General features: G+C 67.9%; 20 protein-coding genes. 11 read left to right on the top strand and 9 right to left on the bottom strand.

Annotation, left to right across the window (positions count from 1 at the left end; translation table 11 throughout):
* Positions 1-21 precede the first annotated feature (21 nt).
* Positions 22-1,080, bottom strand: a complete 1,059-nt coding sequence (locus tag N440_RS14870) for an NAD(P)-dependent alcohol dehydrogenase (RefSeq protein WP_049455898.1) — start codon at positions 1,078-1,080, stop codon at positions 22-24.
* Between the two features lie 107 nt (positions 1,081-1,187).
* Here N440_RS14870 and N440_RS14865 point away from each other — a divergent pair, with 107 nt between their 5' ends.
* Entirely contained in the window at positions 1,188-2,072 is an 885-nt protein-coding gene (locus N440_RS14865) for a LysR family transcriptional regulator (protein ID WP_133935550.1), read from the top strand.
* A gap of 67 nt (positions 2,073-2,139) precedes the next feature.
* On the opposite strand, the gene N440_RS14860 is transcribed toward N440_RS14865, so the two are convergent.
* The gene (locus N440_RS14860; protein WP_133935549.1) at positions 2,140-2,793 is read right to left on the bottom strand and encodes a TetR/AcrR family transcriptional regulator; all 654 of its coding nucleotides are present in this window, start codon (positions 2,791-2,793) and stop codon (positions 2,140-2,142) included.
* Positions 2,794-2,878: 85 nt separating this feature from the next.
* Between N440_RS14860 and N440_RS14855 the strand changes: the two genes are divergently transcribed.
* Positions 2,879-3,574: a hydrolase gene (locus N440_RS14855; RefSeq protein ID WP_133935548.1), complete on the top strand. Its 696-nt coding sequence runs from the start codon at positions 2,879-2,881 to the stop codon at positions 3,572-3,574.
* Positions 3,575-3,586: 12 nt separating this feature from the next.
* Here N440_RS14855 and N440_RS14850 read toward each other — a convergent pair whose 3' ends face one another.
* Together N440_RS14850 and N440_RS14845 are read right to left on the bottom strand one after the other, a co-directional pair.
* Positions 3,587-4,003: a VOC family protein gene (locus N440_RS14850; RefSeq protein WP_133935547.1), complete on the bottom strand. Its 417-nt coding sequence runs from the start codon at positions 4,001-4,003 to the stop codon at positions 3,587-3,589.
* A 59-nt stretch (positions 4,004-4,062) separates the two neighbouring features.
* Entirely contained in the window at positions 4,063-5,166 is a 1,104-nt protein-coding gene (locus N440_RS14845; protein ID WP_133935546.1) for an alkene reductase, read from the bottom strand.
* A gap of 130 nt (positions 5,167-5,296) precedes the next feature.
* Here N440_RS14845 and N440_RS14840 point away from each other — a divergent pair, with 130 nt between their 5' ends.
* The 5 genes from N440_RS14840 to N440_RS14820 all read left to right on the top strand — a co-directional run bounded on the left by N440_RS14840 (position 5,297) and on the right by N440_RS14820 (position 10,202).
* The gene (locus N440_RS14840; protein ID WP_133935545.1) at positions 5,297-6,202 is read left to right on the top strand and encodes a LysR family transcriptional regulator; all 906 of its coding nucleotides are present in this window, start codon (positions 5,297-5,299) and stop codon (positions 6,200-6,202) included.
* A gap of 70 nt (positions 6,203-6,272) precedes the next feature.
* Positions 6,273-6,548 carry a formaldehyde-responsive transcriptional repressor FrmR gene (gene frmR, locus N440_RS14835; protein ID WP_008266233.1) on the top strand — a complete coding sequence of 92 codons (276 nt, stop codon included), beginning with the start codon at positions 6,273-6,275 and terminating at the stop codon, positions 6,546-6,548.
* Between the two features lie 58 nt (positions 6,549-6,606).
* Positions 6,607-7,716, top strand: a complete 1,110-nt coding sequence (locus tag N440_RS14830; RefSeq protein ID WP_133935544.1) for an S-(hydroxymethyl)glutathione dehydrogenase/class III alcohol dehydrogenase — start codon at positions 6,607-6,609, stop codon at positions 7,714-7,716.
* A gap of 50 nt (positions 7,717-7,766) precedes the next feature.
* Positions 7,767-8,597 (top strand): S-formylglutathione hydrolase, encoded by an 831-nt coding sequence (fghA, locus tag N440_RS14825; protein ID WP_133935543.1) that lies wholly within the window; start codon positions 7,767-7,769, stop codon positions 8,595-8,597.
* Between the two features lie 159 nt (positions 8,598-8,756).
* Positions 8,757-10,202, top strand: a complete 1,446-nt coding sequence (locus tag N440_RS14820; RefSeq protein ID WP_133935542.1) for a GGDEF domain-containing protein — start codon at positions 8,757-8,759, stop codon at positions 10,200-10,202.
* Between the two features lie 34 nt (positions 10,203-10,236).
* Here the strand turns inward: N440_RS14820 and N440_RS14815 are convergent, their stop codons facing one another.
* Together N440_RS14815 and N440_RS14810 are read right to left on the bottom strand one after the other, a co-directional pair.
* Positions 10,237-10,707: a hypothetical protein gene (locus N440_RS14815; protein WP_133935541.1), complete on the bottom strand. Its 471-nt coding sequence runs from the start codon at positions 10,705-10,707 to the stop codon at positions 10,237-10,239.
* A 5-nt stretch (positions 10,708-10,712) separates the two neighbouring features.
* Positions 10,713-11,159, bottom strand: coding sequence for a universal stress protein (locus N440_RS14810; protein WP_133935540.1), 447 nt, complete (start codon positions 11,157-11,159; stop codon positions 10,713-10,715).
* A 141-nt stretch (positions 11,160-11,300) separates the two neighbouring features.
* Here N440_RS14810 and N440_RS14805 point away from each other — a divergent pair, with 141 nt between their 5' ends.
* From N440_RS14805 to N440_RS14790, 4 genes are all read left to right on the top strand, one after another.
* A complete protein-coding gene (locus tag N440_RS14805) occupies positions 11,301-12,209 on the top strand; it encodes a LysR family transcriptional regulator (protein WP_049455908.1) in 909 nt (302 codons plus the stop codon).
* Positions 12,210-12,385: 176 nt separating this feature from the next.
* The gene (locus N440_RS14800; RefSeq protein WP_133935539.1) at positions 12,386-13,900 is read left to right on the top strand and encodes an MFS transporter; all 1,515 of its coding nucleotides are present in this window, start codon (positions 12,386-12,388) and stop codon (positions 13,898-13,900) included.
* Between the two features lie 23 nt (positions 13,901-13,923).
* A complete protein-coding gene (locus N440_RS14795; RefSeq protein ID WP_133935538.1) occupies positions 13,924-15,006 on the top strand; it encodes an HlyD family secretion protein in 1,083 nt (360 codons plus the stop codon).
* Positions 15,003-16,415, top strand: a complete 1,413-nt coding sequence (locus N440_RS14790) for an efflux transporter outer membrane subunit (RefSeq protein ID WP_133935537.1) — start codon at positions 15,003-15,005, stop codon at positions 16,413-16,415. Before N440_RS14795 ends, N440_RS14790 begins: the two co-directional genes overlap by 4 nt.
* A gap of 112 nt (positions 16,416-16,527) precedes the next feature.
* Here the strand turns inward: N440_RS14790 and N440_RS14785 are convergent, their stop codons facing one another.
* The 3 genes from N440_RS14785 to N440_RS14775 all read right to left on the bottom strand — a co-directional run bounded on the left by N440_RS14785 (position 16,528) and on the right by N440_RS14775 (position 18,613).
* Positions 16,528-16,866 carry a hypothetical protein gene (locus N440_RS14785; protein ID WP_006469105.1) on the bottom strand — a complete coding sequence of 113 codons (339 nt, stop codon included), beginning with the start codon at positions 16,864-16,866 and terminating at the stop codon, positions 16,528-16,530.
* Positions 16,867-16,943: 77 nt separating this feature from the next.
* Positions 16,944-17,885 (bottom strand): DegV family protein, encoded by a 942-nt coding sequence (locus tag N440_RS14780; protein ID WP_133935536.1) that lies wholly within the window; start codon positions 17,883-17,885, stop codon positions 16,944-16,946.
* A gap of 95 nt (positions 17,886-17,980) precedes the next feature.
* Positions 17,981-18,613, bottom strand: a complete 633-nt coding sequence (locus N440_RS14775) for a 2-hydroxychromene-2-carboxylate isomerase (RefSeq protein WP_133935535.1) — start codon at positions 18,611-18,613, stop codon at positions 17,981-17,983.
* Between the last annotated feature and the right edge of the window lie 16 nt (positions 18,614-18,629).

The following is an 18,629-nucleotide window of genomic DNA, read 5'->3' as shown; positions in this document are numbered from 1 at the left end:
TCATATCCGCAGCAATGGCTGTCAGGCGGCGTTCGGCAGCGTCGCCATGTCGATCACGAAGCGGTAGCGCACATCGTTCTTCGCCATGCGCTCCCAGGCTTCGTTGACGTTCTTGATGTCGATCATCTCGACGTCGCTGACGATGCCGTGCTCGGCACAGAAGTCCATCATCTCCTGGGTTTCGGCCATGCCGCCGATCGCCGAACCGGTCAGGTGCTTGCGGCCGAAGATCACGCTGCCACCGGTCAGCGGCGGGTCCAGCTCGGTCAGCACGCCGACCAGACACATGGTCGCCTCGCGCTTGAGCAGGCCCATGTACGGGTTGGTGTCATGGCCGACCGGGATGGTGTTGAGCAGGAAGTCGAAGCTGCCGGCGTGTGCCTTCATCTGCGCAGCGTCGCGCGAGACCAGCACTTCGTCGGCACCCAGGCGCTTGGCGTCGGCACCCTTTTCCGGCGTGGTGGTGATCATCACCACGTGCGCGCCGAGTGCCTTGGCGAACTTCACGCCCATGTGGCCCAGGCCACCGAGGCCGATCACACCGACCTTCTGGCCCGGGCCGACCTTCCAGTGGCGCAGCGGCGACCAGGTGGTGATGCCGGCACACAGCAGCGGCGCGGCCGCCTTCAGGTCGAGGGTGTCGGACACCTTCACCACGAAGCGCTGCTCGACCACCACGTGGTCGGAATAGCCGCCGTAGGTCGGTGCGCCGCTTTCGCGTTCACGGCCGTTGTAGGTCCAGGTCGCACCTTCGGCGCAGTACTGCTCCAGGTCGTGCTCGCAGGCGTCGCAGTGGCGGCACGAGTCGACCATGCAGCCGACGCCGGCGTGGTCGCCGACCTTGAAGCGGGTGACGTTGCTGCCGACTTCGGTCACGCGGCCGATGATCTCGTGGCCCGGCACCATCGGGTAGATCGAGCCACCCCAGTCGTCGCGGGCCTGGTGCAGGTCGGAGTGGCAGATGCCGCTGTAGAGGATCTCGATACGGACATCGTCCGGCCCGACCGCGCGGCGTTCGAATTCGTAGGGAATCAGCGGGTCGGTATGTGAATGGGCGGCGTAACCACGGGCGAGGGACATGGGGAATCCTTGGCAGGGTTTGTCGAAAGGCGTTTTACAATACGCCCCGCACCCAGCGGCAAGAAGCCCGGATATCGGCATGATTCATCAAGTGAAACTGCACAATCATGGCCACTGACAATCTGTCCCACCTGGCCGCGTTCGCGGCGGTCGCCCGTCATCGCAGCTTCCGCCGTGCCGGCGCCGAGCTGGCGCTGTCGACCTCGGCGGTGAGCTACGCGATCCGCGCGCTGGAGGAACGGCTGGGGGTAGGCCTGTTCCATCGCACCACCCGCAGCGTGGCCCTGACCGAGGCCGGGCAACGCCTGCTGGAGCGATTGCAGCCGGCACTGGGGCAGGTGCACGACGCGCTGGAAGAGATGAACCAGTTCCGTGCCGCCCCGGCCGGCCTGCTGCGCATCAACGCCACCCGCGCCGCGGTGGCGACCCAGCTGGGGCCACGGCTGGCGCGCTTCCTGCACGCAAATCCGGACGTGCGGGTGGAGCTGACCGAGAACGATGGCCTGGTCGATATCGTTGCCGAAGGCTACGACGCCGGCGTGCGCCTGCATGAGTTCATCCCCGAGGACATGGTGGCGGTGCCGATGGGGCCGCCGCTGCGCGGGCTGATCGTCGGTTCGCCGGACTACCTGCGGCGGCACCCGGCGCCACAGCATCCACGCGATCTTGCTGCACACGAATGCATCCGCTTCCGCTTCGCCAGCGGGCATCTGTACAAGTGGCAGTTCGAGCGTGGCGGGCAGGCGCTGGAGATCGACGTGCCCGGACGGCTGACGCTGGGCGAGCAGGGCACCGTGGTCGGCGCGGTGCTCGATGGCATCGGCCTGGCTTACGTGCTGGAAGACACCGCGCGGCCGTACATCGACTCGGGGCAGATGGTGGCGGTGCTGGAAGACTGGAGCGAACCGTTCGCCGGTTTCGCGCTGTACTACCCGAAGCAGCGGCAGATGCCAGGCGCGCTGCGCGCATTCGTGGACATGCTGCGCGAGTGAAGAGCTGCAGGAGTGCCGATCAACGGTCGGCACCCACCGGGGCAGGGCATCCGTGGATGGCGCCAGGCTACGGGCGCTGCAACACCGGCGCCAGCAACACCAGGCAATCACGCAGATGCATCTCCACCGGTGCATCCTCGGCCACCACGCCGATCACGCGTTCGCGCAGCGGCTCGGCCACGGCCATCGCCAGGATCAGCCTTGCCATGCACGCGGGGTCTCCCTCGCGCAGCAGCCCGCGCTGCTGTTGCCGCGCCAGCCAGTCGGCCAGCAGCACGCGGCCCCGTTCGATGCCGTTGTCCAGATAGGCCTGCAGCAACGCGTCCTTGCCGGGGAAGTCGGTGGCCAGCAGGCGGAACACCTGCACTGCCTGCGCTGACAGCACCTGTGCGCAGACCGCCTGCAGGATCGCGTGCAGCAGCGGCAGCACTTCCTCGTTGTCGCGCGCGTCGCGCTGCAGCTGCGGTGCGAAGCCGTCGGTCCACTCGCGCACGGCCAACCCCACCAGTTCCTCGCGGTTGCTGGCATGGCGGTACACGGTCTTCTTCGCGACCCCGGCATGCGCCGCCACCGCTTCGATGGTGGTCGCTTCGTAACCTTGTGCCAGCAGCAGTTCCAGGGTGGCCCGCAGTACTGCGTGGCGGACTTCGGCTTCCGGTCGCGCGGGGCGACCGCGGCGACGGGTCGGCGTTTTGGGCTCGGGCAGGGTGGTGCTGTTCATTGCGCCCCATCTTACCGCATTTGATTAATTGCGAAACGTTGTGCGTTTCCGTATTGTCGAGTCTCCCAACCCACAGGAAACGTTGATGGATACCGCTGTGAACGCGCGCGCCTGGCTGGACCACCACGATCTGCTGGATCCGGCGCCGATGCATCTGGAGACCGGCATCCAGCGCCGCGAAGACGGCACCCTGCGGGTGGCCGTCCGTACCGATCTGCACGGCTGCAAGGGCCGCATGCTCGATTGGTGGTTCACCTTCTTCGAGACCAGCCAGCACATCCGCTGGTGGCATCCGCTCGATCACGTCGAGCATCGCGGCTGGGACGCGGCCTGGCAGCGTGGCCGCAGCTACCACGGCGCCAGCATCCATGCGGTGGAATCGCTGGCCGACATTCCGCCAGTGGCGGCGCGGCTGAAGTTCCATGACCCGCGCACGCTGTTTGCGCGCGAGCGCCTGCAGGCGGCGCAGGAGGCCGGTGATGTGTCGGCGGTGATCGCCGCACGCATCGGTTTTGGCGATCACGTGCGCCTGGATGCGCAAGGCGACCCCTGCGATGGGCAGATGCTGCACGTCGCGCGCGATACGCCGTTCGGCTGCGTGCTGCGCAGCCGCTTCGTGCTGGGCCTGGACAGCGCCGAACCGCAGCGCGATGCCAGCGATGCGGTCGGACTGGGCCTGCTCAAGCACTGCTACACGGAGTTCAGTTTCCTCTCGCGCCTGCTGCCGTCGCTCTACTACGGCGAGCGCGCCAACGACGAGGCGGTGCCGTTGCCGTGGTGAAAACCGCGCCGGTCATTCGACCAGCGCATCGTAGCCTTCGCCACTGAACTGGATCAGGCAGAAGCCGTGGCCGAACGGATCGGCCAGCACCGCGATGCGGCCCCAGCGACGCTCGCGCACCGGCTGCTCCAGCGTTGCTCCGGCCGCAACCGCACGCGCCAGCGCGGCCGTGATGTCATCCACCACCCAGTCCAGGTGCAGCGGCGTCCAATGGCGCTCGTAGTCGCGCACGTCGCCGTCCTCGGTGGCGGCGCTGCCTGCCTCGTTGTGCAGCAGGTACAGCGGAGTCGGGCCGCCGAGCAGTTCCACGGCACCCGCGCCGAGGCGGCGGCCGATGCGCAGGCCGAAGGCTTCGGTGTAGAAGGCTTCAGCCGAGGCCAGATCGGGGACGTCGAGATTGGCGATGAACGCTGCGGTGGGCGTATCCATAAGCAGGCGCAGTGGATGCGGGCAGGCAGTGTACGCCCGCATCCCCGCATGGGGTGGACCTACACGGCGCGCGGGTAATCGAGATAGCCCGCTTCGCCGCCACCGTAGTAGCTGCTGCGGTCCGGAGTGGCCAGCGCAATGTCGTGCTGCAGGCGCTCGACCAGATCCGGGTTGGCGATGAACGGCTGGCCGAACGCGGCCAGATCGATGGTGCCGGCCTCGACCAGCTGCAGGGCGCGCTCGCGGGTCATGCCGCCGGCCAGGATCAGCGTGCCGCCATAGGCCTGCTTGAACTGCCGCAGGAAAGCCTCACCCAGCACCGATGCACCCTGCTGCAGATTGTCGTTGAGGTGCACGTAGGCCAGCCCACGCTTGCCCAGCGCCTCTGCCAGGTACAGATAGGTGGCCTCGTTGTCGGGGTAGAACGGCATGTCGAAGGTGAGGTTGTTTGGCGCCAGGCGCACGCCGATGCGATGCGCACCGATGCGTTCGGCCATCGCATCCACCGTTTCCAGGATCAACCGCGCACGGTTCGGCAGCGAGCCGCCGTAGCGGTCCTCGCGCTGGTTGATGAGCGGGTTGAGGAACTGTTCGAACAGGTAGCCGTTGGCGGCATGCAGTTCGATGCCGTCGAAGCCGGCGGCGACCGCGTTGTCGGCACCGCGCACGAAGTCGTCGACGATGCCTGGAATTTCGGCCGTATCCAGCGCACGTGCCGGAGTGGGATCGGCGTGGCCGCGGCTGCCGTCGTCCAGGTACACGAACGAGGTGTTCTTTGGTGCGCTGGCCACCGGGCGGGTGCCGGCGCTGACCGGCTGGCCACCCCCGGGCTGCAGCGAGGCATGCGACATGCGGCCCACGTGCCAGAGCTGGGCGAAGATCGTGCCCTGCGCGGCATGCACCGCCTCGGTGACGAGCTTCCAGCCCGCCACCTGTTCGGCGGACCAGATGCCCGGTACGTCGATGTAGCCCTGGCCCTGCGGCGAGACCGGCGTGCCTTCGCTGATGATCAGACCGGCGCTGGCACGCTGCCGGTAGTACTGCGCGGTGAGGTCGTTGGCGACCGATCCGGGGTTGCGGGCACGGGTCATCGGCGCCATCGCGATGCGGTTGCGCAGGGCGGTGCCTGCCAGGTCGAACGGGTGGAACAGGGCAGCGGTCATGTCGGTCATCTCGGTGCGGGGGAGGGGCGCCAGCGGCGCCATGCACACAGGATGGAGTTGACATGCGGGCGCATAAAGCGCTTCGATTTCCCTTGGTGCGGGACTATTTGTCCCTAATGAGGGATTGAAGATGCTGCCGCTGGAATCCTTGAATGGCCTGGTCACGTTCGTCACCACGGCCCGCTCGGGCAGTTTCACCGAGGCCGCCGATACGCTGGGCATCTCGCGCTCGGCCGTGGGCAAGGCCATCGCCCGGCTGGAAGCGCGGCTGGGCGTGCGCCTGTTCCATCGCACCACGCGGCGCATCGCGCTGACCACCGATGGCGAGGCCTATTACGCTTCGTGTGCGGCCGCGCTGGAAGAGATTTCCGCCGCCGAGGCCTGCCTGGGCTCGGCCGGCCTGCCCAGCGGGCGGCTGCGCATCGACATGCCGTCCTCGTTCGGGCGGCTGGTGGTGCTGCCGGTGCTGTTGCGCCTGTGCCGGCAATACCCGGACCTGCAGCTGACGATGACCTTCACCGATCACTTCGTCGATCCCGTCGAGGAAGGCATCGACCTGCTGATCCGTTTCGGCGGCCTGCACCAGGCCGAGCACCTGGTCGCGCGCCGGCTGGGCCGCCAGCGCCTGGTCACCTGCGCCGCGCCGGCCTACCTGCAGGCGCACGGCGTGCCGGGCAGTGTGGAGGAACTGGCACAGCACCGCAGCATCGTTGGCTTCCGCCACGGGCAGCCGGTAGCGTGGCGCATCGGCAGTGATGATGCCGAAGGAACCTTCATCCCCAACGCGGCCTACCAGCTCAACGACGGCGATGCGGTGATCGACGCCGCCATCGCCGGGCTGGGCATCTGCCAGATGCCGGAATCGCTGGTACGCCGTCACCTGCAATCCGGCGCGCTGCAATCGGTGCTGGATGCGCACATGCAGCGCCACATCGACATCCACGCGCTGTGGCCGCCGACCCGCCACCTGCGGCCGAAGGTGCGTTATGTGGTGGACGAACTGACCCGGTTGGCGGGCGAGGGGCTGTTCGATTGAGCTGGCGGGATTGAGCTGCCCGGGGCTCTGTGTATACTATCCCCCAGTATAGTTCCGAGGTGGCCCCGCCATGCCGCACTCCCCCGAAGAGAAAAAGAAGGTGCTGGCGCGCGTGCGCCGCATCCGCGGCCAGTGCGATGCACTCGATCGTGCGCTGGAAGCCGGTGCCGACTGCGCGCCGGTGCTGCAGCAGATCGCCGCCATCCGGGGCGCGGTCAATGGCCTGATGTCCGAGGTGATGGAGGCGCATCTGCGCGAGGAATTCGGCCAGCCCGCAGCCTCCGACGAACAACGCGCCGAGCGCGTGCGCGACATGAGCGCGTTGATCCGCTCGTACCTGAAATAAACGACGGCGCAACATTGCGCCGCCCATCCTGTCATTGCCTGTCTTTGGAGAAGCCACCATGAAGTCCCGTGCCGCCGTCGCCTTTGGTCCCGGCCAGCCGCTGCAGATCGTCGAGATCGACGTCGCCCCGCCGAAGAAGGGCGAAGTGCTGGTGAAGATCACCCACACCGGTGTCTGCCACACCGATGCGTTCACCCTGTCCGGCGATGATCCGGAAGGCCTGTTCCCGGTCGTGCTGGGCCATGAAGGCGCGGGTATCGTGGTGGAAGTGGGCGAGGGCGTGACCAGTGTCAAGCCGGGTGACCACGTGATTCCGCTGTACACCGCCGAGTGCGGCGAGTGCCTGTTCTGCAAGAGCGGCAAGACCAACCTGTGCGTGTCGGTGCGCGCCACCCAGGGCAAGGGCGTGATGCCCGACGGCACCAGCCGCTTCAGCTACAACGGCGAACCGCTGTACCACTACATGGGCTGCTCGACCTTCAGCGAGTACACCGTGGTGGCCGAGGTTTCGCTGGCGAAGATCAATCCGGACGCGAACCCGGAACACGTCTGCCTGCTCGGCTGCGGCGTCACCACCGGCATCGGCGCGGTGCACAACACCGCCAAGGTGCAGGAAGGCGACAGCGTGGCGGTGTTCGGCCTCGGCGGCATCGGCCTGGCGGTGATCCAGGGCGCGCGCCAGGCCAAGGCCGGCCGCATCATCGCGGTGGACACCAATCCGTCCAAGTTCGAGCTGGCCCGCGAATTCGGCGCCACCGACTGCATCAACCCGAAAGACCACGACAAGCCGATCCAGCAGGTCATCGTTGAAATGACCACCTGGGGCGTGGACCACAGCTTCGAGTGCATCGGCAACGTCAACGTGATGCGCGCGGCGCTGGAATGCGCGCACCGTGGCTGGGGCCAGAGCGTGGTGATCGGCGTGGCCGGTTCCGGGCAGGAAATCTCCACCCGTCCGTTCCAGCTGGTGACCGGCCGCAAGTGGATGGGCACCGCCTTCGGTGGCGTGAAGGGCCGCAGCCAGCTGCCGGGCATGGTCGAGGACGCGATGAAGGGCGATATCGAACTGGCGCCGTTCGTCACCCACACCATGGACCTGGACAAGATCAACGACGCCTTCGACCTGATGCATGAAGGCAAGTCGATCCGTTCAGTGGTCCACTACTGAGCCACGCCGGGCGGCAGGCTTGAGGGCCTGCCGCCCCTCGGGAGGAACCCATGGAACGCATCGAACACCGCGCCTGCTTCGGCGGCTGGCAGGACGTCTACCGTCATCATTCGACCACGCTGGGCTGCGACATGCAGTTCGCCGTGTACCTGCCGCCACAGGCGCAGACACAGGCGCTGCCAGTGCTGTACTGGTTGAGCGGGCTGACCTGCACCGAGCAGAACTTCATCACCAAGGCCGGCGCACAGCGCTACGCAGCCGAGCACGGCGTGATCATCGTTGCGCCCGACACCAGCCCGCGTGGCGATGACGTGGCTGATGCCGAAGGCTACGACCTGGGCAAGGGTGCAGGGTTCTACCTCAACGCCACCCGTGCACCGTGGGCGAAGCACTACCGCATGCATGACTATGTTGCGCAGGAACTGCCGGCGCTGATCGAGGCGAGCTTCCCCGCGACCGGCGCGCGCAGCATCAGTGGCCATTCGATGGGCGGCCACGGTGCGCTGGTGATCGCGCTGCGCAACCCGGGGCGCTACCGCAGCGTGTCGGCGTTCTCGCCGATCGTTGCGCCCAGCCATGTGCCATGGGGGCAGAAGGCGTTCCACGCCTACCTGGGCGACAACCCGGCCGACTGGGCGCAGTGGGATACGTGCGCGCTGGTGGCGACGGCCAGCGAGCGCCTGCCCCTGCTGGTCGACCAGGGCGGGGCCGACGAGTTCCTGCAGACCCAGCTGCAGCCCGAGCGCCTGCAGCAGGCCTGCGATGCGGCCGGCCACCCGCTGACCCTGCGCCTGCAGCCCGGCTACGACCACAGCTACTACTTCATCGCCAGCTTCATCGGCGAGCACGTGGCACACCACGCCCGCGCCCTCCAAGGCTGACACCCCCGGAAAAGGGGACGGAGGGAATTAAGTCGCTTTTGCCATTGTGCCGAAATCGACTTAATCCCCTCCGTCCCCTTTTTTCTGCGCTGGATCACGCCATCGTGGCGCGACGCCGCGCTATCGTGCGCGCATACGGCCTTGCGGATCGGGGGAGGCATGCCGGTAGTGCTGGCGCTGCTGTATGTGCTGTGCCATGGCTTGGTCGTGACCCTGTGGCCGGGGGCGACCGGCGTGGGCTCCTTCGTTTTCCTGACCGGTGCGCCGCTGCTGGCGGCGATGGCCTGCCTGTGGCGGGCGCGCCGCGACCGTGCCGCGCTTGGCTGGCGTGCCACGGCGCTGGCGCTGCTGCTGTGGGCCGGCGGCATGGCCTTCAACATGATCGATGCACTCGGCGCCGGCCGCGCCGATATCACGCCGCAGGCCAGCCTGTTCCTGTACGTGCTGTATGGCGTCCCGCTGGTGTTCATCCTGGCCCGCGCGCGCCGTGAGCGCCTCAGCATCAGCCTGATCGACGCCGCGATGGCGGCGCTGCTGGGCGTGTTGTTCTTCGTGCATACGCAATCGTTCGCCGCCCGTATCGATATCGACGATTCGGCGATGGCCAGCATGCAGCGCATGTTCGATATCCAGAACCTGTGCATCGCCGGGTTCGCGGTGGTGCGCTGGCTGGCCGGTGACGTGCCCGAGCGGCGCGGCTTCTTTCGGGTGCTGGCGCTGTACGCGCTGTCGTACCTGCTGGTGGCCTACTACATCAACCACTACACCTCGGGCGATTCCTTCGGTGCCTACAACGATCTGCTGATCGACCTGCCGTTCCTGCTGCTGGCGTTGCTGGCGCTGAGCCGGGCGCCGGTACCGGGCTCGGCGCCGCACCCACGGCTGGCGCGCACCGTGCAGGCTGCAGGGCCGATGATCCTGCCGTTGCTGCTGCTGGTGGTGGGCACACTGGTGGTCGACCATGCGCGACCGCTGGCGGTCAGTGGCTTCGTGGTGGCCACGCTGGGCTTCGGCCTGCGCAGCATCCTGCTGCAGACCGACCTGATGGAACGCCAGGCTGGCCTGGACCAGCTGGCGCGGCAGGATGGCCTGACCGGGGTTGCCAACCGCCGCGAGTTCGACGCGCTGCTGCTGGCGGAGTGGAACCGCGCACGGCGCAGTGGCAGTCCGCTGGGCCTGCTGCTGGTGGACATCGACCACTTCAAGGCCTTCAACGACCAGCACGGCCATCCGGCCGGCGATCGCTGCCTGCAGGCCGTGGCCGCGGTGTTGAAGGCCATCGCCGGCCGTGCCGGCGACAGCGTGGCGCGCTATGGCGGCGAGGAATTCGCGGTGATCGTGCCTGGAAGCGCGCTGTCGGGCGTGCTGGCGCTGGCCGAACGGCTGCGTGAGGCGGTGGAGGCCCTGCCGCTGCCGGAAGGGTCGGTCAGTATCAGCATCGGCGTGGGCTACCTGCATCCACCGGCCCTGGCCAGTGCCGATCAGTTGCTGGCGGACGCCGATGCCGGCCTGTATGCCGCCAAGCGGGCCGGCCGCAACCAGGTGGTGCTGCACGCGCATGTGCTCGATGACGAAGGCAGCACGCACGGCACGATGGATTGCTGAAGGCCATGGTTCCCGTGGTGCCTGCGCGTGCGCATCATCGCTGCCGCAGCCAGCCGGCCGGATCGAGCAGACGGAGCCCGACCGGTGACAACGAGCGCTGCCGTAGTGGCAGCTTCGCCGCGTGCACCGCGAATGCACAGCGTGCCAGTTGCCGGCGCAACGGCGCCAGCGTGTCATCGTCGCGGGGGCGTGCGTGCCGCCACTGTGCAATACGCAGCAGGCAGACCAGCAGGTCCAGTTCGCTGGCGGCAATGAACGGCGAGCCGGACCGCAGCAGGTCGATCGGCGCGGCCGCCGTGGCCAGCAGCGGCAGCAGGTTGATGAACGCGTCGCAGCCCTCGGGATCAAGGCCGAGGCCGCTCAACCCGGCCAGCCCATCGGCCCGCAGGTCGGGCTCGCGCAGTTGGCGTATCGCAGCGAGCAGTGCCTGCTCGCCAGGACCCAACTGGCGGCCGAATGCCCGGAAGTTGATGCGGGTAGGAAACAAGGGGGAACGGGAGGCCATGGCAGCTAGGGTTGTGGGTCGCGGGTTTCCACCAGCACGGGACAGGGCGCGTGGTCGATGGTCCATTGCCCGATCGAGGGTTCGAACAGGCGTTGCAGGCGGGACAGGTGGCGGTGGCCGATCACGATCAGGTCGCACTTCAGGCGCTTGGCCTGTTCGCTGATGACTTCGCCGGGATCGCCGGAGGGAATCTGCGCCATGGCATCGACGCCGCGTTCGCGCAGTTCGGCCAAGGCTTCGGCCAGCACCGCTTCGGCGCGCGAGCGCTGGCGGGCGGCTTCCGGATATTCGATGCGGTCGGCTTCGCTGGCATCGGCGGCCAGCGCGAATTCGGGATCGAGCACGCACAGCAGGTGCAGGCGGCTGCGTGGGCCGGCGATGGCCGCGGCCAGGTCCAGCACGCGCGCGTGCTGGGGGCCGCCGTCGAGGGCGACCAGCAGGGTAGTGAACATGGATGTCTCCTTGGCAGGCCGGGGATGGTCGCCGATGTCGCTGCGCGCACCTATGCCGTGTGGCGCAGGCAATACGTGCACTGCATGCAATCGACTTTTACTTGGAGTGTCGTAGAGTCATTCCATTTATTGGAGGCTGCCATGCCCTTGCCCGATCTCAACCTGCTGCTGGCCCTGGATATCCTGCTGGACGAAGGCAGCGTCGCCGGAGCGGCTCGGCGCATGAATCTGAGCGCGCCGGCCATGAGCCGCACCCTGGGGCGGATCCGCGACGCGCTGGGCGACCCTGTGCTGGTACGCGCCGGCCGCGGCCTGGCGCCGACCCCACGTGCGCTGGAACTGCGCGAGCAGGTGCGCGACGTGATCGAGCAGGCCCATCGGGTGTTCAACGAAGGGCGTGAGGTGGATATCCAGACCCTGGAACGTACCTTCAGCATCCGCGCCAACGACGTGTTCATCGGCAGCTACGGCGGCCGCCTGCGGGACGTGTTCCGCGAGCACGCGCCAGGCTGCACGCTGCGGTTCATGCCCGAAGGCGATACCGACGATGACGCGATGGTGCAGGGCCGGATCGACCTGTATATCAGCACTGCCGGCAAGCACACGCAGGAAACCAAGGTGCAGAACCTGTTCACCACGGCCCTGCTGGGCGCAGCGCGCAAGGATCACCCGCTGTTCGACGGCGATATCACCGCCGAACGGTTTGCCGCCTGCGACCACATCGCCGTCTCGCGGCGCGGCATCGCGCATGGGCCGATCGACGACGAACTGGCACAGCTGGGCCTGCAGCGGCGGGTGGCGATGGTCATCCCCACCTTCCATGGCGCGATCTTTGCTGCAGCCGCCTCGGACCTGGTGCTGCCGCAGATGCCCAGCGTGATGCTCGATCGCATCGCCTACATGGGGCTGCCACTGCGCATGTTCCCGTTGCCGGTGCCAGTACGCACGGTGGCGCTGGTGCAGGCCTGGCACCCTCGCATGGACAACGACCCGGCGCACCGCTGGCTGCGCCGTGCGATCAAGAGCATGTGCGACGCCGACGCTGTGTAATCGTGTGCCGACCAACGGTCGGCACCCACCCAAACCCGTGCGTCCCGCGCACGCCTGGCATTGCATCCACGCCATTTTTCGCAGCAGTGGGCCTGCCTAGACTGCGCTCCCCACATTCACGGAGCGCACGCCATGTCGCTTCACCTGCCGTGCGCCGCACGGATCGGCCCGCGCCCATGAGCGCGATCACCGTGCCACAGGCCCCGGCCGCCCCGCTTGCCCCCGCGTTCGATCGCCGCATCGTGGTCGGATTGTGCGGCGTGCTGCTGGTGGTGCTGCTGTCGGGCTTCAACGAGAACGTCACCAAGGTCGCGCTGGCCGACATCCGCGGTGGGATGGGGTTCAGTGCCGATGACGGCAACTGGATCACCGGCATCTACAGTGCCATGTCGGTCAGCGCGATGGCCTTCGCGCCCTGGTGCGCGGCCACCTTCTCGCTGCGCCGCTTCGGCCTGGTGATGATCGCCGCCTTCATGGTGCTGGGGGTGCTGTGCCCGCTGGCGCCGAACCTGCCGACTTTCCTGCTGCTGCGCGCATTGCAGGGCCTGGCCGGCGGTGCGCTGCCGCCGCTGCTGATGAGCGTGGCGCTGCGCTTCCTGCCGCCGGGCATCAAGCTGTATGGCCTGGCGGGCTACGCGCTCACCGCAACGTTCGGGCCGAGCATGGGCACGCCGCTGGCCGCACTGTGGGTCGAGCACGCCGGTTGGCAGTTCGCGTTCTGGCAGATCGTGCCGTTCTGCGTGGCCGGCATGGTGATGGTCGGCTGGGGCCTGCCGCAGGACCCGATGCGCCTGGAGCGCTTTGCCCAGTTCAACGGCGTGGGCCTGGCCCTGGGGTTGCCGGCACTGGTGATGCTGGTACTGGGCCTGACCCAGGGCGCGCGCCTGAACTGGTTCGATTCGCCGCTGATCACGGTGTTGTTGGGCGGCGGCACCGGCCTGCTGGTGTTGTTCTTCATCAACGAGTGGTTCCACCCGCTGCCGTTCTTCAAGCTGCAACTGCTGGCCCATCGCAATCTCAGCTATTCGCTGGTCACCTGCGTGGGCGTGCTGTTCGTACTGCTGGCGGTCATCTCCATCCCCTCCGGCTTCCTCGCCAGCGTGCAGGGCTACCGCCCGCTGCAGACCGCGCCGATGTTGTTGTGGGTGGCACTGCCGCAGGTCATTGCGTTGCCGCTGGTGGCTGCGCTGATGAACCAGCGTGCGGTGGATTGCCGCTGGGTGCAGGCGGCCGGGCTGCTGCTGCTGGCGGCGGCGTGCTTCATCGGCGCACACCTGGATGTGCAGTGGAACCGCGATACTTTTCTGTGGGTGCAACTGCTGCAGGTGGTGGCGCAGCCGATGGCGGTGCTGCCGTTGCTGCTGCTGGCGACCACCGGGCTGGCGCCGCAGGACGGTCCCTATGCCTCGGCCTGGTTCAACACCGTCAAAGGCTTTTCGGCGGTGTTTGCCGGTGGCGTGCTTGATGCGGTCGGACAGTCACGGCGCCACCTCCATTCCACCGCGCTGGTCGACCACCTGGGCAACCAGCCGTGGCTGCCCGCCAGCGCCGATCTGCCCGCACGCCTGCACGCCCAGGTGCAGGCGCTCACCTCGGCGGACCTGTACTGGCTGGTCGCGCTGGTGGCCCTGGGCTGCCTGCCGCTGCTGCCGTGGGCCACCCGTGTCCATCCGCCACGTGCCGTGGCCTGACCCTCACCCGTAAGGACTCCCCCATGAGCCTCAACAAGACAACCCTCAACACCGGCCTTGTGCTGGGCGTGCTGGCCCTGGCGATCGGCAGCTGGCTGCTGCTGCGCGACGGGCGCTACCAGCGCACCGACAACGCCTACGTCAATGCGGATTTCACCGTGGTCGCACCGAAGGTGGCCGGCTTCGTCAGCAGCGTCGAGGTGGACGACAACCAACCCGTGAAGGCCGGCGACGTGCTCGCCCGCATCGACGACCGTGACTACCAGGTGGCCCTGCAGGCAGCGCGTGCCGACCTGGCCAACGCGCGTGCACAGTTGGTCAACGCACAGGCCGCACTGGCCCAGCAGGGCTCGCTGATCGAACAGGCCAGGGCCAGTGTCGATGTCAGCCGCTCCGAACTGAGCCTGGCCAGCGCCGACCAGCAGCGCTACCGCGAACTGGCCCGCGATGGCGCCGGCACCGTACAGAACGCGCAGCAGGCGCAGTCGAAGCAGGCGGTGGCCAGTGCGCACCTGCAGCAGGGCCAGGCCGCACTGTCGACCGCACGCCAGCGCACCGACATCCTCAGTGCCGGCGTGCAGGCCGCGCAGGCCGCAGTACAACGCGCCGAAGCCGCGCAGGCGCGTGCCGAACTGGATCTGTCGCACACCGTGCTGCGCGCGCCGATCGACGGCATGGTCGGCCGCCGTGCGGTACGCGTTGGCGCCTACCTGACGCCGGGAACGCCGGTGGCGGCGGTGGTGCCGTTGAAGCGCGCGTTCGTGGTCGCCAATTTCCAGGAAACGCAGATGACCCGCATGCAGGCCGGCCAGCAGGTTGAGCTGAAGGTGGACGTGTTCCCGGGCAAGCCGCTGCGTGGCCACATCGACAGTATCGCTCCGGCGACTGGGGTTACCTTTGCTGCCGTCGCGCCGGAAAACGCCACCGGCAACTTCACCAAGGTGGTACAGCGCATTCCGGTGAAGATCGTGCTGGAGCCGGGCCAGCCGCTGCTGGAGCAGCTGCGTGCGGGCATGTCGGTGGAAGCCCGCGTTGACCTGGACAGCCGCGTGCGCGTGCAGAGCGCGCAGCGCGTGCAGGACCGCACGGACGGGGAGGGCGCATGAGCGCTGGCAGCGTGTTCCGAACCTTTGTTGCGGCGACCCTGTGCACGGCCCTGGCCGCCTGCACGATGGGCCCGGACTTCGTACGCCCGCAGGCGGAACTACCCAGCCACTGGCAGGGTGAGGCCGTCGCAGGTAACGCGATCGATCAGGACGCCGCCTGGTGGGCCGGCTTCGACGATCCGCTGCTGGGCCAGCTGGCCAGCCAGGTGCTGGCGGCCAACCTGGACCTGCAGCTGGCCGCCAACCGGGTGCAGCAGAGTCGCGCCGCGCGTGGCATCAGCGCCGCCGACCGTCTGCCCAGCGTCAGTGCAACCGCCAGCGGCCTGCGCGCACGCAACAGCGAGGTGGGCTTGAGCGATCCGTCCGGCAACGGCGGTCGTGAGGACTACGGGCTGTTCCAGGCCGGCATCGGCCTGAGCTGGGAACTGGACCTGTGGGGGCGTGTGCGCCGCCAGGTGGAAGCGGCCGATGCACGCGTGCAGATGGCCGAGGAGGATGCACACGCGGTGCGCATCGCGCTGCTGGCGGAAACCGCGCGTGACTATCTGCAGCTGCGCGCGACGCGGCAGTTGCGGGCGATCACCGAGGACAATCTGAGCATCGCCCACGACATCAAGCGCCTGACCGAGGCACGCCAGCGCCAGGGCGTGGCCAGCACCTTGCAGGTTTCCAGCGCAGCAGCGCAGGTGGCCTCGTTGCAGGCGCGCATCGCGCCGCTAGAACATCGCGAATCGCAGCTGCGCAATGCGCTGGCGTTCCTGCTGGCACAACCGCCACAAGCGCTGGACGCACAGCTGCAGGACGCGCGCCGTGACTGGCCGGCGTTGCCGGCGGTGGCAGTGGGTGTGCCCAGCGAACTGGCCGAACGTCGCCCGGACATCCGCCGTGCCGAAGCGGCATTGCATGCGGCGACGGCGGGCATCGGCGTGGCCAAGGCCAGCTTCCTGCCGCGTATCACCTTGAATGGCGATGCCGGATTCCAGGCCAGGCAGCTGGATGACCTGGACGGCTGGAACGCGCACCGTTTCAGCATCGGGCCGTCGATCAGCCTGCCGATCTTCCAGGGCGGGCGTTTGAAGGCCAACCTCGCATTGAGCCGGCTGCAGCAGCAACAATCGGCGTTGCAGTTCCGCCGCACCGTGCTGCTGGCCTGGCATGAAGTGGACGATGCCATCGATGGCTACGCAGCCGAGCAGCAGCGCACCGTGCAGCTGCATGTGGCGGTGGACGAAAGCGAGACCGCACTGGGTGCGGCGCGACGGCAGTACCAGGCTGGCGTGGTCGACATGCTGGACGTGCTGACCACCCAGCGCATCGCGCTGGACAACCAGGCCGCGCTGGCCAACAGCCAGGCCACCGCGGCGATTGCACGGGTGCAGCTGTACCGCGCGCTGGGCGGTGGCTGGTAATGCCGGCCGCTGGCCGGCACCTTCATGGATTCTGCAGTTGCCGGCCAGCGGCCGGCACTACCGTGTGACCGGGTAGTTGCCAACCAAGGTTGGCATCTACCCGAGCCAGGCCTCATCGCACGTCGCGCAGTTCCCAGTGGTGGCCGGCCAGCAGGCGCAGGCGCTGCTTGAACACGTCACTGTCGATGCGGGTGGTGGCGACCAGGTTGATGCGCAGGTCCTTCTGCTCGCCGGTCACGGTGGCGTCCGGGTCGGTGACGCCCCACTGCGGTTCCACCGCATCCGGGTCGGGCTGCTTGGCCTTCCAGCGCTCGAACAGCGTGCCGCTGCGCAGGGCGTCCTGCAGCTCTTCGGCGAAACCGGCGGCGCCCTGCGAATGGAAGGACAGGTCAGGGTCGTTGCCGCGGGCCTTGGACGGGTCGGGCAGGCTGATGTGGTACTGCGCAGGCATGGTGTTCTCCTTGAAGTGCGGCAAGGCTGGCACAGTCGCGGTGGAATCGATGTGCAGATTCCGGCCGTGGCCAGCGCTCATTCGAACCGATGCGGCCCATCGGCGAAGCCCACGGTGACCGCGCCCTTGCCGACGTTGACCATGCCGGTCAGGCTCATCACCGATTCGTACACGGTCACGCCATGGGTGGCGCAGACCTCTTTCAGCGGTGCATAGCCGGGCAGGCTGCGCAGCTCGTCCAGCTCACCGCCGTAGCTGACACACACGGTCGGCGTCATCAGTCCGGCACGCACGCGCTGGCCAACCACCGCGAACAGCTTCTGCACCGCGTTGTCGAAGCCCTTGATCTTGGCCACCGGCCCGGTCTCGCCGCGGTAGCCGTGCAGCACCGGCTTGATGTCCAGTGCGCTGCCCAGCGCGGCGCTGAGCAGGCCGACGCTGCGGTCGCCCTTGTGCCGCGCGCGTGCGCGCATGTAGTACAGGTCGCGGGTGACCATGTAGCCGTGCACGTTGCCGGCCAGTTCCTCCAGCCGCTCGCGGATCTGCTGAACGCTGGCGTTGCTGTCGCGCAGGCGCACCGCTTCCACCGCAGTCACCGCCTGCGCGGCGAACAGGTTCTGGGTATCGAGCACGCGCAGCGCGAACGGCGAGTTGTAGCCCGCGGCCTGCCGCACCGGCTTGTAGTCGTTGAGGATGGCGAAGCTGGCCTGCAGCGCGTTGTCGTGGATCGGGCTGCGGGTCTTGGTGATGGTCATGCAGAACACGTGGTCGTAATCGATCACCAGCTGCTGCAGGAACAGGTCACGGATCTGATTGACGCTGAAGGGGATGGTTTCCGCCTCCGCACCATGCTCGGCCACGTGCGCGTGCAGGAAGCTCAGCGTGGCCTGCTCATCGCGATGATCGGCCAGCACGGCCTCGCCGATCCGTACGGTGATCGGCAGCAGCACGATGTTGTGCGCGGCAATGAAGTCCTGCGGCAGGTCGCAGGCCGAGTCGACGACGATTCCGATGCGCATCCGCGGCTCCCCCTCCAGGCCGGTTGTAGGTTCGGAAACGTGAAATCTATCTCAAAACCGGGCGTGGCGCGCGAGGAAAACGCGCCACGCCCTGTTCAGCGGTTGCGCTGCACCGCTACCGGCAGGCTGGCCAGGCGCTGCCATTCGGGCTGCAGCAGCAGGCTTGGGTCGGCCAGCACGGCGGCCATCAGCGGGTGCGCGTCGTTGCCCCAGAACAGCTCGTCGTCGATGGCCAGGGTGGGGACCCCGAACACACCTGCGGCGATCGCGGCTTCCGTGTTGCGCCGCAGCTGCTCCTTGACCGCCGGCTCGGCGATGGCACGGTCGGCATCCTCGATGCCCAGCCGCGCCGCCGGCTCGCGCAGCGCATCCGCACTGTCGGCGGCGTTGCCGTCGCGCCAGATCCAGTCGAACAACACATCCACCGCCTGCGCGCTGGCACCGGCGGCCAGGCACAGGCGCAGCGCCGACAACGGGTTGAACGGATGGCCCGGCGGGAATCGCAGGGGCGTACCCTCGGCCTGCGCGGTCCACAGCAGCTGGCGGTAGATGAAACGGCGCTTGGCGGGAATCTCGGCCGGCCCGAGGTTGCCCAGGTGGTGCAGCACCGCACCGAAGGCAATCGGCACCGGCTGGATCTGCGCGAACTGCGGCAGCTGCTTCAGCTTCTGCCAGTGCAGGTAGGAATACGGCGAGACGAAGTCGAAGTACCAGCGCAGCGTGGCCATGGGAATCTCCTCGTGT

The organism is Stenotrophomonas sp. CC22-02, assembly GCF_004365115.1.
Taxonomy (GTDB): Bacteria; Pseudomonadota; Gammaproteobacteria; order Xanthomonadales; family Xanthomonadaceae; genus Stenotrophomonas; species Stenotrophomonas forensis.
This window is presented reverse-complemented; position numbering and strand designations above follow the sequence as displayed.